At 58.8% G+C, this 14,404-nt stretch carries 14 protein-coding genes and 1 tRNA gene; 2 read left to right on the top strand and 13 right to left on the bottom strand.

The window, feature by feature from the left end; genetic code table 11:
- Positions 1-170 precede the first annotated feature (170 nt).
- The 5 genes from FHT85_RS00005 to metG all read right to left on the bottom strand — a co-directional run bounded on the left by FHT85_RS00005 (position 171) and on the right by metG (position 4,386).
- On the bottom strand, positions 171-650 hold the full coding sequence (locus FHT85_RS00005; protein WP_112411758.1) for an SRPBCC domain-containing protein: 480 nt from the start codon (positions 648-650) through the stop codon (positions 171-173).
- Positions 651-721: 71 nt separating this feature from the next.
- A complete protein-coding gene (locus FHT85_RS00010; RefSeq protein WP_112411759.1) occupies positions 722-1,213 on the bottom strand; it encodes a YbaK/EbsC family protein in 492 nt (163 codons plus the stop codon).
- Positions 1,210-2,037, bottom strand: a complete 828-nt coding sequence (locus tag FHT85_RS00015) for an MBL fold metallo-hydrolase (protein WP_112411760.1) — start codon at positions 2,035-2,037, stop codon at positions 1,210-1,212. The genes FHT85_RS00010 and FHT85_RS00015 overlap by 4 nt, the downstream gene beginning before the upstream one ends.
- 4 nt (positions 2,038-2,041) lie before the next feature.
- Entirely contained in the window at positions 2,042-2,824 is a 783-nt protein-coding gene (locus FHT85_RS00020) for a TatD family hydrolase (protein WP_183773918.1), read from the bottom strand.
- A gap of 8 nt (positions 2,825-2,832) precedes the next feature.
- Positions 2,833-4,386, bottom strand: coding sequence for a methionine--tRNA ligase (gene metG, locus FHT85_RS00025; RefSeq protein ID WP_112338938.1), 1,554 nt, complete (start codon positions 4,384-4,386; stop codon positions 2,833-2,835).
- A gap of 304 nt (positions 4,387-4,690) precedes the next feature.
- Between metG and FHT85_RS00030 the strand changes: the two genes are divergently transcribed.
- Together FHT85_RS00030 and FHT85_RS00035 are read left to right on the top strand one after the other, a co-directional pair.
- Complete coding sequence (locus tag FHT85_RS00030) at positions 4,691-5,434, top strand: sulfite exporter TauE/SafE family protein (protein WP_409527317.1); 744 nt, start codon at positions 4,691-4,693, stop codon at positions 5,432-5,434.
- Positions 5,435-5,557: 123 nt separating this feature from the next.
- Entirely contained in the window at positions 5,558-6,478 is a 921-nt protein-coding gene (locus FHT85_RS00035) for a LysR family transcriptional regulator (protein WP_112398315.1), read from the top strand.
- A 17-nt stretch (positions 6,479-6,495) separates the two neighbouring features.
- On the opposite strand, the gene FHT85_RS00040 is transcribed toward FHT85_RS00035, so the two are convergent.
- The 8 genes from FHT85_RS00040 to FHT85_RS00075 form a co-directional block, all read right to left on the bottom strand.
- Positions 6,496-7,449: an NmrA/HSCARG family protein gene (locus FHT85_RS00040; RefSeq protein ID WP_112411762.1), complete on the bottom strand. Its 954-nt coding sequence runs from the start codon at positions 7,447-7,449 to the stop codon at positions 6,496-6,498.
- 242 nt (positions 7,450-7,691) lie between these two features.
- Positions 7,692-8,723, bottom strand: coding sequence for a DNA polymerase III subunit delta' (locus FHT85_RS00045; RefSeq protein ID WP_112398313.1), 1,032 nt, complete (start codon positions 8,721-8,723; stop codon positions 7,692-7,694).
- Positions 8,720-9,397, bottom strand: a complete 678-nt coding sequence (gene tmk, locus FHT85_RS00050) for a dTMP kinase (RefSeq protein WP_112411763.1) — start codon at positions 9,395-9,397, stop codon at positions 8,720-8,722. Before tmk ends, FHT85_RS00045 begins: the two co-directional genes overlap by 4 nt.
- A 153-nt stretch (positions 9,398-9,550) precedes the next feature.
- Entirely contained in the window at positions 9,551-10,762 is a 1,212-nt protein-coding gene (locus tag FHT85_RS00055; RefSeq protein WP_112338942.1) for a D-alanyl-D-alanine carboxypeptidase family protein, read from the bottom strand.
- 70 nt (positions 10,763-10,832) lie between these two features.
- Positions 10,833-12,005, bottom strand: coding sequence for a septal ring lytic transglycosylase RlpA family protein (locus tag FHT85_RS00060; protein ID WP_112411764.1), 1,173 nt, complete (start codon positions 12,003-12,005; stop codon positions 10,833-10,835).
- A gap of 354 nt (positions 12,006-12,359) precedes the next feature.
- Positions 12,360-13,256 carry a sigma-70 family RNA polymerase sigma factor gene (locus FHT85_RS00065; RefSeq protein ID WP_112411765.1) on the bottom strand — a complete coding sequence of 299 codons (897 nt, stop codon included), beginning with the start codon at positions 13,254-13,256 and terminating at the stop codon, positions 12,360-12,362.
- The gene (locus FHT85_RS00070) at positions 13,249-13,872 is read right to left on the bottom strand and encodes a flavodoxin family protein (protein ID WP_112411766.1); all 624 of its coding nucleotides are present in this window, start codon (positions 13,870-13,872) and stop codon (positions 13,249-13,251) included. The genes FHT85_RS00065 and FHT85_RS00070 overlap by 8 nt, the downstream gene beginning before the upstream one ends.
- A 104-nt stretch (positions 13,873-13,976) precedes the next feature.
- A tRNA-Ser gene (locus tag FHT85_RS00075) sits at positions 13,977-14,066 on the bottom strand.
- Positions 14,067-14,404 lie beyond the last annotated feature (338 nt).

Genomic DNA, 14,404 nt, shown 5'->3' on the forward strand with positions numbered 1-14,404 from the left:
GCTCCCCAATGCTGACGTTCGACCAGCATCCCGAGAGGCGACGACTGTCGCATCTCTAACTGGCCTATGTGTCGCATCTCTAAAATGCCGCTACAACTAAATATCAGATAAGATAGATTATGGAACTAAAACCGATATCAATACCACAATGAGTTCGACATTTTTCGCTCTTATTCCAGATGGTTGGCCAGATTTTCGAGGGTCGATTTCAGTCCCTCGTCATGATCTTCTCTACTGATGCCGCAAGGCACGTTCTCGCAAACTACGGTGACCCTTGTGCCGGTCTGAACTTCTGTCAATGACCAGCTTATGGTCATCGTCCCGCCAAATGCGGCGTCCTCGGATTCGAAATCCACCGCCTGAACGATGCGTTCATCCGCCACGATCTCGATGAACTGACCGGAGATAATGTCGGTATGCTCGGAGGATTTTCCAGATGTCGAATGATCCGGTGCATCATAGAATAGCACCATTCGATAACTGCCGCCTTTATGCGGTTCGAAGACATGGATACGGCCCGTCATGCCTTTCGGCGGAAGCCATGAGGCCAGTGCTTCGGGATCGAGGAAAGCTCTGAAGATCGCGCGTGGCGTCGCACGAATTATCCGGGAAGCCGTATCGATCCTTTTGCCGTCCGAAGCCTCGCCCATCGCATCCTCCCTGTGGCACCACCGCAGGGACCCCATGCAATCTCTGCCGGCGCCGGCTGCATTCGTTATTCTTAGTTCGCTTTGATGCGGATCGCCTTGGCCGCAATCTTCTGGGCCAGCGTCGTTGGATTGCAGGAGAAAATGCTGTCCGGACGCCCGGCCGCGCACCAGACCTGATCATAAGCCAAAAGGCTCTCGTCCATAAAGACAGGCAGATCGACCAGATGGCCGACGGGTGCGACGCCGCCGATGGCAAAGCCGGTTTCGTCGCGAACGCGATCGATATCCGCGCGCTTCAGCCGAACGCCATAAGCCGTTGCAATATAAGCGGTGTCGGCATTGTGGGCGCCGGAAACAAGAAGCAGCGTCAGTGCCTGCGTATCGGCATTGACGAAGACCAGAGATTTCACGATCTGGCCGACGGCGCATCCTGCGGCCTTGGCAGCTTCTTCGGCGGTCCGCGTCGATTGCTCCATGCGCTTGATCGAGATGTCGAGCCCCAGCGTGCGCGCCGCAAGTTCGACGCGCTCCAGGCTGGAAAGCTTCCTGATATCTTCGCTCATAGCTCATCATCCTCCACGTCGAGTTCGATCTGCATCTGATCGTAGGCCGGCTCGACATGATCGGGCGTTTCAGCCAGCACGGTTTCATAATCGAGTGGCGTATGCATGTGGGTCAAGATGGCGTGTTTCGGCGCCAAGCGTTCGATCCATTCGAGCGATTGCTCCAATGAGAGATGGCTCGGATGCGGCCGATACTGCAACGCGTCGATGATCAGAATGTCGAGGTTTTGAACTCTTTCTATCGATTCCGGTGGGAAGTCGCTGATATCGCTGCAATAAGCGAGTTTGCCGATACGGAAGCCCAACGAATGGATATCGCCGTGTACCTGCTTGTGCGGCCAGAAGCGAATCGGACCGCCTGCCCCATTGATCACGAAACTTTTCTCGAGATTTTCGATCAGCACCGGGCGGACGATCGGCGGATAGCTGCTGCCGGCAGGCGTTTCCAGGCAGTAGCGAAAGCCTTCGCGAATGCGGTCCATCGTCGGCGGATCGGCATAGATCGGGATGCGCTCGTTCGAGATATGGAAATAGCCGCGCAGATCATCGATGCCGTGAATATGGTCGGCATGGGCGTGGGTATAGAGAACGGCGTCGATGAAACTGACGCCGGCATGGATCATCTGTTCGCGGAAATCCGGACCGGTATCGATGACGACGGTGGTAATGCCGCCATCCGGTGCGATCTGCTCGATGAGAAAGGCAGCGCGTGTGCGGCGGTTTTTTGCGTTTTTCGGATCGCAGGCGCCCCAATCGCCGGTAATACGCGGAACACCCGGCGACGATGAACAGCCCAAAATGGTGAAGCGTCGCCGGTATGTCACGACGTCAGACCCTCGTCATTTTGGAGAAGCAGCGGAAGGCGTTTTCGGTCGTGATGTCGGCGATTTCGTCCATGCTGACACCGATCGTATCGGCCAGCACTTCGGCAGTGTTGATGACATAGGACGGCTCGTTGCGTTTTCCCCGCCAGCGTTTCGGCGCGAGATATGGCGCATCCGTTTCGACCAGCAGACGATCGTGTGGGACAGTCTTGGCAATCTCACGCAGCTCTTCCGATTTCGGAAAGGTCAGGATGCCGGAAAAGGAAATATAGCCGCCGAGCTCGACGCCAGTCTGCGCAAGGGCAGGGCCGGCGGAGAAGCAGTGGAGGATAAAGGGGAAAGCCCCCTTCCCTGTTTCCTCCGTCAGGATCGCGGCCATATCCTCATCGGCGCTGCGGCTGTGGATGACGAGCGGTAGCTGCGTTTCGCGCGCGGCCGCTATATGGCGCAGGAAACCGGTCTTCTGATCTTCCGGCTTGACGGTGTCGTAGAAGTAATCGAGACCGGCTTCGCCGATCGCTACGATCTTCTCGTGCTGGTTTGCCAACCGCACGAGATCTTCCGTCTGGATATCAAGCTCCTGATCGGCGCTGTTCGGATGAGTGCCGACCGAGCAGAAAACTGACGGATAACGCTGGCTAAGAGCAAGCAATCCGTCGAGCTTCCTGACCTTTGTCGAAATGGTGACCATCTGTTTGACGCCTATCTCGTGAGCGCGAGCGACGATCGCGTCGCGCTCCTCTTCGAAGTCGGCAAAATCCAGATGGCAGTGCGTGTCGATCAGCATGGAAAACCTTATTCGGCAGTCGGCGCGACATAGCGCGGGAAGACCGGCTTTGGGGCCTCCAGCGGCGTTCCGGCAACGAGGCGGCCGGCCTCGCCGAGGGCTGCGAAATCGCGCTTGTCGGCTGGGATGGCGATGAGATCCAAGAGCTTACCCGAGGATTCCGGCATGAAGGGCTGCAGGAGAATGCCGATCTGACGCACGACATCGGCCGTGACATACAGCACGGTTGCCATGCGCGCCGGATCGGTCTTCTTCAGCGCCCAGGGCTCCTGGCTCGCGAAATAGCGGTCGGTTTCGGAAACCACCGCGATGATGGAAGCGAGCGCGCGATGGATCAGCTGCTTGCCCATGTCTTCGCGGGTCGAGGCAAGCAACGCGTCGGCCTGAGCCAAAAGCGCCTTGTCTTCGTCGGTCAGCGGACCGCATTCAGGAATCTGGCCGTCGCAGTTCTTGACGATCATCGACAGCGAGCGGCTGGCGAGATTGCCAATGCCATTGGCGAGGTCGGAATTGATGCGCGTGCCGATCGCTTCTTCGCTGTAGCTGCCGTCCTGGCCGAAGGAGACCTCGCGCAGAAAGAAGTAGCGCACCTGGTCGAGGCCGAAATGGTTCACCAGATTGACCGGATCGACAACGTTGCCGAGCGACTTCGACATCTTCTCGCCCTTGTTGAGCAAGAAGCCGTGGGCATAGACACGCTTCGGCAGCGGCAGCTTCGCCGACATCAGGAAGGCCGGCCAGTAGACGGCATGGAAACGAATGATGTCCTTGCCGATGATATGAAGATCGGCAGGCCAGTATTTCGCCCTCGGATTGTTCCTATCCTCAATGTAGCCGGTCGCCGTGATGTAGTTCGTCAGAGCGTCGACCCAGACATACATGACGTGCGACGGATCGTTGGGCACCTTGATACCCCAATCGAAAGTCGTGCGGGAAATCGATAGATCCTTCAGGCCGGACTTGACGAAGGAAATGACTTCGTTGCGGCGCTCGGCCGGACCGATGAAATCCGGGTTCTCTTCGTAAAGCTTCAGCAGCCGGTCCTGGTATTCGGAGAGCTTGAAGAAGTAGCTTGCCTCCTCCACCCACTCGACCGGCGTGCCTTGCGGCCCGTAGCGCACGCCATCGGCGCGCAGCTCGGTTTCGTTTTCCTGGTAATAGGCTTCGTCACGCACGGAATACCAGCCGGCATAGGAATCCTTGTAGATGTCGCCGGCATCGGCCATCAGGTTCCAGATGTTCTGCGAGGTCTCGTGGTGGCGCGGCTGCGTCGTGCGGATGAAATCGTCATTCGACGCGTTCAGCAGCTTGCCCATCGCCTGGAATTCATCGGAATTGCGATTGGCGAGCTGTTGCGGTTCCATGCCTTCGGCCCGCGCCGTCTGCTGCATCTTCTGGCCATGCTCGTCCGTACCCGTCAGAAAGAAGACATCGCGGCCATCGAGGCGCTGGAAACGTGCCAGCGCATCGGTGGCGATCAGCTCATAGGCATGGCCGATATGCGGCTTGCCGTTGGGATAGGCGATCGCGGTGGTGATGTAGAACGGAGTTTTTTCGGTCATGTGAGGCAGTGGCCCGCTTTTACTGTTACGTCGCTGTTATTCTTGCTCCGCTCGCTTTAGCGCATGTTTGCCATGAGCGAAACACCAAGTTTCGCGCGCGGCATTCGGAACTTCGGGATGGCGCTTTGCTTGACTCGACCCTGCCTCGCCTTTACCCCTCTGGGAGAGTGGAACGCAGGACAGACTTGGCCGTGGATTTCATCGTTTTATGTATTGGTCCGCCTAGCGGCTTCAAGAGGCCGTGAATTTGAGTTTGATTGATTCCTTTCAGCCGCTTTATTCCTTTTCCGGCTTTTTCGTTGGCATGCTTGTGGGCATTACAGGGGTCGGCGGCGGCTCGCTGATGACCCCCCTGCTCGTACTTCTCTTCGGTGTCCATCCGGCAACGGCCGTTGGCACGGATCTGCTCTATGCCGCAATCACCAAGACCGCAGGAACGGCCGTGCACGGCATGCACGGACGCGTCAATTGGAAGGTTGTGAGCCTTTTGGCGTCAGGCAGTGTTCCGGCGGCGCTCGCCATGCTCTGGATCATGGCCGGCGTCAATCGCGAGAGCCCCGCCGTTGCTCATTCCATCACCCTGTCATTGGGCTGTCTTTTGCTTTTGACGGCGCTGATGCTGATTTTCCGTGGCCAGATCCTCGAGGCCATCCGCAAATGGCGCGGCGAACGCGGAACGATATCGCCGCGCAACATTGCTCTGCTCACAGTCATCCTCGGCCTTATGCTCGGTATTCTCGTCACGATGACCTCGGTCGGCGCCGGCGCGCTCGGTGTCACCGTCCTGCTGGTGCTCTATCCGCAGACGGATGTCCGCGAAATCGTCGGCTCCGACATCGTCCATGCCGTGCCGCTGACTTTGATCGGCGGCATGGGCTATTGGTTCATCGGCGAGATCAACTGGACGATGCTGTTCGCCCTGCTGGTGGGGTCAATTCCAGGTATCGTCGCCGGCAGCCTGCTCGCGCCTCGCCTGCATGAGCGGTCCGTGCGCATCATTCTTGCCGTGACACTCGCGATCGTTGCCTGGAAGCTGATCTTACCCTAGGTCGCCGTGAACATAATGCCGGATTGACAGCCGGTACGATCATGCAGCCGCCTTGGAAGGGTTGCCGTAGCCAAAGGCGATTAATCAATTTATAAGAGGTAATGAACCTGATTTCGCCAAAAAATGGATGATCAGGGCCTTTCCCTGGATCGGATGCGGACGTTCGTCCGGGTTGTAGAACGTGGTAGTTTGTCGGCTGCTGCGCGCGAGCTTGGCCTTGGTCAATCGACGGTAACCCGCCATATCAATGAGTTGGAGGCGGCCGTCGGGGTCCCTCTTCTCGGAAGGACCACACGCCGCGTCACGCTCACCGAGGAAGGGAGCCGCTACTATGCAAACTGCCTGCAGATTCTGCGGCTTGTCGAGCAGGCTATCGAAGAAGCAAGAAATGCGCGGCGGTCGCCGGCAGGTGCCGTTCGCCTATCCTGCACTGCCGCTCTCGGCGTCATGCACGTCACGCGGATGATTTTCGATTTTCAAGACCGATATCCGGAGATCAGGATAGATCTTAATCTTACGGACGAGCGCATCGATCTTGCTCGGGAGGGGATTGATATCGCTTTGCGTCTGGGGCCGATTGCCGATGACGCCATGAAGCTCGTTTCCATCGGAAAAAGCCATCGACGGCTCGTGGGTTCGCCCGATTATTTTTGCCGCAAAGGACGGCCCACACGTCCCGCCGACCTCGCGCAGCACGATAGCGTGGTAATGTCCAACATTGCCGGAAGCGATCAGCTTATGCTGTTTGCTCCGGATGGGATGCGTCTGGTGGTTCCGGTGAGCGGAATGCTGCGGGTCGATCACGGCCTCGCTGCTCGCGCTGCTCTGGCGGCCGGCCGCGGCATCGGTCCCGCTCACCTCTGGCTGGTTCAGGATCTGCTCGATGCCGGTACGCTCGAAGTCCTGTTTGACGAGTACGACCTTGAGGCGGTTCCCATCAGCCTGCTCGTCGTGCCCGAACGAGCAGGCGTCGCTCGCGTGCGGCTATTGGTCGATTTCCTCGTCACCGAGTTAAAGAAGCTGCCGGGCATCGCTGTGAACTGAGAGATAGGCAATCGGCCTCAAAGTCCGAACGCTCGCTTTTCACCACGCCAGCCGGTGGTTCGCAAAAATTGCTCCCAGTTCAATGTGTCCGGATCCAAGCGGCGACTCCAGCCGAGATCATGTTCTCCACTGAAATAGCCATATTCGACGGCGTATTCGACCATCCCCAAAATTTCGCGGACGAGCAGCTCGTTGGCGGCGAATTCCGGAAAATACTGCAGGAGGCCGTCCCTGGAAAAGGCGTTCCGATATTCGGCTTTCAGACCCGTTACGCGCCGGAAGGTATCGACCATTTCACGCGGTGAAATGATGTCACCCACGATCGGGAGCGTCTTTCCGTTGTAGCGTTCGGGGTGGGAGAAGATCTCCAGGACGACAGGACCGGTGGCCGTCAACGGATCGACGAAAGGTGCGGCGAAGTCTTCCGGCAGATAGATCGGCAATAGGAGCGTGTCGCCATCATACCGAGGAACATAATATTCGAGCAGGTTGGTGTAGAAGAACGCGAGCATGACGAAGGAGTGCGAGACCGGAAGTCCGCGTATATAATCGGCAACCTTTGCCTTGTCGGTGAAGTGTGGCGCATATTTCGTCCCGCCTGAGATCTTTTCGACATTCTCCAGCGTGCTGAAGACCACATGGCCGACCCCGGCCTCCACGGCAGCATCGGCCAATTGCCGGCCAAGCGGCGCCTCACTCGTGTCCGGCGGCGCGATAGGAGGCGTCATCAGGAAGGCGCCGGCAGCGCCCTCGAAGGCACCCACGAGTTCCTTTGTCCGGCCGAGTTCGAGCGGCACCGTCACGATTTCCGCCCCTAACGCCTGCAGCGCGCGCGCTGAGGGTGAATCCTTGCTCCGAGTAAGCGCACGGACGCGGAAGCGTTGACTTTGAAGCAGCGTCGTCGCCACGCTTCGCCCTTGCTTGCTCGTCGCACCGACAATCGCGATCAACGGTTTGTCATGTAGTGTCACGGTTAGTCTCCAATCCAATTCCACAGCCGAAGGGCTGCGGCACCTTCAAATGAGACCGATCACTTCAGCTGGGATACGGTCTGACCATGAAGGTAGGGGGCCGCATCGCGCTGCACTACACGCTGGTAATGGATTACATCATGCCGTTTTTTGGATATATCGCCGTGATGATCCGCATGCATCTCTCGCTGCAAAACTGAGGAATGCAGCGAGTTTTCATTCCCAGAAATCGCATGGGGAAGCTAGGCTGAAAGCTGCTGTTTGAGCTCGCCGAGGATGGTAATCAGCGTCTGCTTACGATCGAGATTATAGGCTTGCGACACGTTCAGCCGCTCTGTGGTCTCGGAATGCAGCCGTGCCAGCCTTTCGGCCGTCGAAATCGAGCCGTCAAGCGCGGCGGCGCGGGCTCGCTCGATGATATCGTCGCCGATATGCGACAGGAAGAAGCCGAAGATCGTGTCGCTGTCTTTGCCGGAAAGCGCGTCAGCGAGTCGATGCATTGCCTTGCGTGCCGCAGGTCCGTCTGCCGAAAGCACCTGGTGGTAAGCTTCGATGATCTCGCCGCCACCGTAGTTCAGGAGCTTGAGCGCCTCGCTGACGCTGCCTTTGGCTGCTGAAAGCACGTCGTTCCCCTGCCCTGGCGGCACACCAAGATTTTCGAGCGCCCAGCGCAGAGGCTCGTTTTCGAGCGGCGCGAGCTTCAGAGGCAGACAGCGCGAGCGTATTGTCGGCAAAAGCCGGCCTGGCGCATGCGACAGCACCAGGAACAAAGCGCGCTTCGGCGGCTCCTCGAGGATTTTCAGGATGGCGTTGGCCGCGCTTCGGTTGAGATCGTCGGCGGGATCGATGATGACGATTCGCCAGTTGCCGGTACCTGATGTCTGCGAGAAGAATTTTCCGGCGCGGCGCACTTCGTCGACGGTGATCGCGGATTTCATCTTGCCGGTCTTGTCGTCGACCGGCCGGCTCAAATGCAGCAGATTATGCGATGCCCCGCCGGAAATCTGCCGGCTGACGACGGATGCCGGGTCGGGATCGCCGATCGTCTCCGGCGCAGATGCCGGATCGGGATGGGAGAGGACGTGATTGGCGAAACGGAAGGCAAGGGTCGCCTTACCGATGCCTTCGGGGCCTTCGATCAGCATGGCATGATGCCCCTTGCCGGAGCGATAGGATTGGGCGAGGAAGGCTTCGGCTTCTTGATGGCCGAACAGCTTCGTATTGTCCTGCGGAGGAATGGCGCCGTCGAGGACACCCGGTCGCTCGTCGCTCATTGCGCGGCTTCCGATCTGGCGACGATATTGGCAGCGCCGAGCCTCTTGTCGACGATCCCGACAATTTCGGCGGCGATCTCATCTTCCGGCTTCAGGGCGTCGATGACGTGGCAACGCTCGGGCTCGCGGGCGGCGATATCGAGGAATGCTTCGCGGCGCTTCTCGTGGGTCTGCATCTCTTCCTTTTCGAAGCGATCGGGTGCGGTTACGGCGGAGGCGCGCTTGCGTGCGCGCTCCAGACCGACTTCGGCGGGAATGTCGAGAATCAGCGTGCAATGCGGAATGACGCCGTTGACGGCAACCCTCTGCAGAGCCTCGATATAGTCAGGCTCGAGATTGCCCGTCACACCCTGATAGACGCGCGAGGAATCCATGAACCGATCGCAAAGGACGATGGTGCCGCGCGAAAGTGCCGGACGAATGACGTCCTCGACATGATCGTTGCGGGCAGCAGCGAAGAGGATCGCCTCCATGCGCGTGCCGAAGGTTTCCGCAGCACCTGAAAGCAGGACGTGCCGTACCGCTTCCGCTCCTGGTGAGCCTCCGGGTTCACGCGTTACCAGAACCTCGTGGCCACGCTCGCGCAACCGCTCAGCCAGCCGGCGAATCTGGGTGGATTTGCCAGCCCCCTCGCCGCCTTCAAAGCTTACGAATAATCCGTTTGCATCAGCCAATGATCATGTCCTGCACTTTTCGCGTGCCATTCGTGCGGCGTGCGATACGCATCCTGTTTAACCCAAGACATGTTCAGGTGGAACCGTGCATGTCCCGGTCTCCGCCACTCTATATGGGGTGTGAACAGAGATTTCGCGAGCCTTACAGCCCACTCACGTCGGCAAAGGCTTGTCCCACAGCCAGGAGAACAGCAGCGATTCCGTCAGTTCCATGAAGGCATCGAAAGCGCGGCGACCCAATGTGCCCCGCTCGACCGATTCCTTCGTATAGAGTGGCAGCTCTCGTAGCAGACGCGCGCCCAGAAAGACGCGGAGAGTTCCGGCTTCATAATCCGCAGCCACCGGCGCCGTCAGCGGCCAGCGATAGACGATGCGAGCAGATAGCCGGTCCGGCGTGTCCACAGGGACGTATATATCGACGGGTATCTTAGCCCGCAGGCCGACGGTCGATGCGGCGCCGCCATAGACGCTGGCGTCGCCGATCACTTCGCCATCGGCGAAGATACGCTGGCTCTTGAAATTGCTGAGCCCCCATTCGAGGACGCGTCGCGTCTCCTCGATGCGCTCCTTGTCGCTCTTCAACCCTCCGAGTGCGAGGAACAGCCGGCGGCCATCGCGCTGAATGGACGCTACGATCGAAAAGCCTTCCCCTTCCGCAAAGCCAAGCCCCAGACCATCCACGCCGATATTGAGCAGAAGCATCGGGTTCTTGTTGCGCTGATAGATCTTGTTCCAGGTGAAGTCGGCCTGCCCGAAATATTTGTAGAGATCCGGGTGCTTCTCCTGCAGGTCCTGAGCCAGCATGACCATCTCTCGCGCGGAAACCTTGCCGCCGGCATTGGGATCGTCGGCATCCGGCAGGCCGGTGGAATTGGTGAAGGTGGACCGGGACATCCCGATCTCTCTTGCGCGCGCCGTCATGCGACGGGCAAATTCGCGTTCGCTGACAGACATGCCTTCCGCCAGAACGATACAGGCGTCGTTTGCCTGCTGCACGGCAATACCCTGGATCAGATCGCCGACGCGGATGCGCGATTTCAGAGCTGCGAACATTGTCGATGCGCGTGAGGGAGCGCCGCCCGTACGCCAGGCATTTTCCGAGACGGGATATTCGGTATCGAGATTGATCTCCCCTCGCCCGATCGCATCGAAAACGACATCCAGCGTCATCAGTTTCGCAAGCGACGCAGGCGAAATCAGCTGATCCTCGTTTTTGGCAAGCAGGATAGTACCGGTCGACGCCTCGATCATGAATGCCTGCGCGGCTTTCGTGTCGAAAGCACCTGGCGCGGCCGGCTGCGCGAAGGCCGTGACATTCGCGAACCCGAGGAGAAGAAGGAACAAAAGAATCAAGCGCTTTGGCATATCGCCCCCTTCATCCGACCACCGGCACGATTATTTTAGTGACGGGTTAAGATTCAGGCAATGACGCCGATCAATCGACCTGCGTGGTACCCTGACGCTGGCGGCGATAGGACGAGAGAATCGATTCCTGCGTGAGGCCGTCGTTACGAACCATGACCGCATCGAAAGCGAGGTCGACATAAACTGTTTTGACCGGCGCATTCTGATAGGCGGCGACAGCCGAACCGATCGATTGATCGTCAAGGCTTGCCAGTCGAGGCGTGAAATCAGGTCGTTCACGGGGAATCGGCCCGATTTGCGGCAGAACGATCATGACCGGCTCGGCGCCCTCGGCGGCAGGCATTGCGCCTCCGTTCCAGGTCATCGGCGGCAGATTGTTGCGCTTGTCGCCACTGTAGGCAGGCTTCGGCGCATCAGCGAAGGCCGTTGCCGAATAGGGCGCCTGGCGTGGGACGGGTGCGATCGCCGGCGCGGCATCAAAGCTGCGCACCTGACGGCTGGGGCGCGTCGGTGTTGGGGTATACGAATCTGGCAGCTGATCAGCAGTCATCCGGCCGGCAGAGGCCACCATCACACCAGTTGCGATCTGGCCACCCGGATTGATACCAGGCAGACGCGAACCCTTCGGGATGTAAGAAGCCATCAGATAGGGTTCGTCATGACCGTCCATGCGGGCGCGGCCGACATATTGCACGCGTACGTCGCCGGTGCCGCTGTGCTGAAGGTCGAGCAGCTGTGCCGTCTTGTTCGAAAGGTCGATGATGCGGCCGGGATGGTATGGGCCGCGATCGTTGACGCGAACGATGATGGAGGAGCCGGTCTCGACGTTGGTGACGCGGGCATAGCTCGGCAGCGGGAAGGTCGGATGGGCGGCGGTCAGCGACTGCTGGTCGTAGACTTCGCCGTTGGCGGTCAGGCGGCCGTGAAAGGCCGAACCGTACCAGGAGGCGACGCCGACCTTGTTATAGCCGAAATCTTCCTTGGGGTAATACCACTTGCCCTTCACCTGATAGGGATTGCCAACCATGAAGCGGCCGCCGCCCTTCGGCACCGGACCGTTATTGACGACGCGTGGGCTCGCCTTCACGCCATATTCCTTCTCGGAGAAATATTCCTTGCCGTGCTGGCGCTTGCTGGGCGCTTTCTGCGTCGTTCCGCAGGCCGTGATGGTTGCGCACATCAGTGAGAGAGCAAACCAACGCATGGCCGTTGTGTATGTCACCGCCCGATTTTCGAATGTCATCTGTCCCAAGCCGCTACTCATTACTTTGACGGAGGTCTGCTACCGGTAGTCCCTCGTTCCGGTATCCTGCTACGCTCCAATCACCTAACGGTGCTTTAATCATGATTGCAGTTTGTCCATTTTGCGATGCAAATTGAGCGCACCGAAGAAATTCCGAAGATCATGGTTAATGCCCAGTAAAGCGCTGCCAGCTTCAAGTAGTCTCAATCAAAATCGTTTCGCACCGGTAATGGACTGCTTTCTGATCGCCACCCGCCTGTCCGGATTGCAACAGATGCACTCGGTTTGTGATTGCGTTGGGATCTTGATGGGCAGATTTGGAGCAGTTCTTTTCAGTGCTTGTATCAAGTCGCATCAGTAGTTCGCCGCGATAGATGCCGCCGACTCTATCGCCCCGATAACGTGCTTCAGCTTGTCCGGGTTGCGGGTGCAATAAATGGCAACGACTTTTTCCCGCTCGATCTGCAGCGCGGTGGTCTGCACGATGTTTCCGCCCTCTATCGTCACGAAGCCTGGCAAGCCGTCGATAATCGCATAGCGGATCAGTTGCGAGGGCTGTGCCCGGAAGATTTGGGCCAGCTGCTCATGAAGCCGTAGGGTGGCAGGAAGCCCGATGTGTGGTCGCTGCGATGTCGGCACCTTGCCGCCGCCGTCGGCATAGACAATGACATCTTCTGAAAGCAAGGCCTGAAGAGAGGCCATGTCACCCGTTCTCGACGCAGTGAAGAAGGCCGTGGCAAGCTTGAGCCCCTCTTCCTTGCCGATGGCGAAGCGCGGCCGGGCCTCGGTGACATGCGCCCGCGCCCGGCTTGCAAGCTTGCGACAGGCGGCCGCCTCACGACCAATTGCCGAGGAGATCTCATCGAAATTCATGCCGAACACGTCATGCAGAAGAAAGGCGGCTCGCTCCAAAGGCGAAAGACGCTCCAGCGCCAGCATCAGCGGCATGGTTATATCGTCAGCGGCATCGCCGTCCTCCGGATCGAAAATCGGCTCCGGCAGCCAGGAACCCACATAGGATTCCCGGCGGCGGCGGGCCGATTTCAGCTCGTTGAGGCAAAGCCGGGTGACGACTGTCCGCAGGAACGCCGCCGGTTCGCGGACCGAGGCGCGATCGGTTGCCAGCCAGCGCAGCCAGCTATCCTGCACGATATCCTCGGCATCCGCGACCGATCCGAGCATTCTATAGGCGAGCCTGACAAGGCGTGGACGCAGCTCGGAGAAGATCGGGTCGGACGTCACCTCATTCATTGGCCGCAAACTCGCGTGCGAATGGATTGGCCTCGCGGCCACGGGCGAACTGCAGCGCCGTCAGCGCTACCCGCCGGCCGAGATGGCGGGCGGTCGCGAGATCGGATGCGGGCGGCGCAGTCTCCGGACCTTCGTCCGTATTCGCCTGCGCTGCCGCGCCAAGCCAGAAGCCGAGCCGGTTCATGTCTTCTTCCGAGCCCGTTGAAGAGCAATTGGCCGGCGGCAGATCGAGACCGACCCAATGCATTCCATGCTGGGCTGCGAAGATTACCATCTGCATCAGCGTCGAAAGCTTGTCACCGGATCGTGACCCCGAGGTTGTGAAACCAGCCGCGATCTTGTCCCTCCACAAATAGCCCCTCGCAAGAACGGTCTTCGACGTCGCTTCCTGAAATGCTTTGAATGGTGCAGAAACTGCGCCCATATAGGTCGGCGAGCCAAAGATGATCGCATGCGCCGCATTGAGATCATCCCAATGGTGCTCCACCCTGTCCACGGTAACGACTATCGCCTCCGCGCCATCAATCTCTTCGACCCCTGCCCTGACGGCCTCGGCCTGCCGGCCGGTATGTCCGTAGCCGCTATGATACACGATTGCGATGCCCTGCCAGATCATTGTCATCTCCTTCGAATTTAGCGTTGCGAAGGACATGACAAGGCATGGGCGCGGATTGTGACATGCCTGGATTTTACGAGAACGTAAAAATTGGGAAAGCCCTTTGGCGGAAGAGGTGGGATTCGAACCCACGGTACGGTTTCCCGCACGCCGGTTTTCAAGACCGGTTCCTTAAACCACTCGGACACTCTTCCAAGCAACTGAAAAGGCCTGAAAAATCTAGGCAGTGCTGATTTTTCGAAACCGGGTGTGGCTACCGGTATTCTGCCCAATCACTCGACGGCTGGCTTTTTAGCAGCTTTGGTCGCCGCGTCAACTTGTTACGCCTAACTCCCTCGCATTCTCGAGGTCGGCTGGAATGGCAATTGAGGAATGTCGATCGGTTCAGGTAGCGCTGTGGGGAGTTCATGTCGTCAGCGCGCTAAAAATAAGGTGGCCCTGCCGCTGGAAAGGGCCGGGCCACCTTCGCCAGGTCAGGGGTCAAATCTGACTGAAGCAGGCTATTAATAAGTTATACTTAGCTTTTGTCAAT

Source organism: Rhizobium sp. BK312, assembly GCF_014193605.1.
Lineage (GTDB): Bacteria > Pseudomonadota > Alphaproteobacteria > Rhizobiales > Rhizobiaceae > Rhizobium.

What these genes read in the sequence shown, in the direction of transcription:
- FHT85_RS00030 (WP_409527317.1), top strand. Translation starts at nt 4,691, where the DNA reads ATGCTTGTGGGCATTACAGGGGTCGGCGGCGGCTCGCTGATGACCCCC.
- FHT85_RS00035 (WP_112398315.1), top strand. Translation starts at nt 5,558, where the DNA reads ATGGATGATCAGGGCCTTTCCCTGGATCGGATGCGGACGTTCGTCCGG.
- FHT85_RS00055 (WP_112338942.1), bottom strand. Translation starts at nt 10,762, where the DNA reads ATGCCAAAGCGCTTGATTCTTTTGTTCCTTCTTCTCCTCGGGTTCGCG.
- FHT85_RS00065 (WP_112411765.1), bottom strand. Translation starts at nt 13,256, where the DNA reads ATGAATGAGGTGACGTCCGACCCGATCTTCTCCGAGCTGCGTCCACGC.
- FHT85_RS00045 (WP_112398313.1), bottom strand. Translation starts at nt 8,723, where the DNA reads ATGAGCGACGAGCGACCGGGTGTCCTCGACGGCGCCATTCCTCCGCAG.
- FHT85_RS00070 (WP_112411766.1), bottom strand. Translation starts at nt 13,872, where the DNA reads ATGATCTGGCAGGGCATCGCAATCGTGTATCATAGCGGCTACGGACAT.
- FHT85_RS00020 (WP_183773918.1), bottom strand. Translation starts at nt 2,824, where the DNA reads ATGCTGATCGACACGCACTGCCATCTGGATTTTGCCGACTTCGAAGAG.
- FHT85_RS00060 (WP_112411764.1), bottom strand. Translation starts at nt 12,005, where the DNA reads ATGACATTCGAAAATCGGGCGGTGACATACACAACGGCCATGCGTTGG.
- FHT85_RS00010 (WP_112411759.1), bottom strand. Translation starts at nt 1,213, where the DNA reads ATGAGCGAAGATATCAGGAAGCTTTCCAGCCTGGAGCGCGTCGAACTT.
- metG (WP_112338938.1), bottom strand. Translation starts at nt 4,386, where the DNA reads ATGACCGAAAAAACTCCGTTCTACATCACCACCGCGATCGCCTATCCC.
- FHT85_RS00005 (WP_112411758.1), bottom strand. Translation starts at nt 650, where the DNA reads ATGGGCGAGGCTTCGGACGGCAAAAGGATCGATACGGCTTCCCGGATA.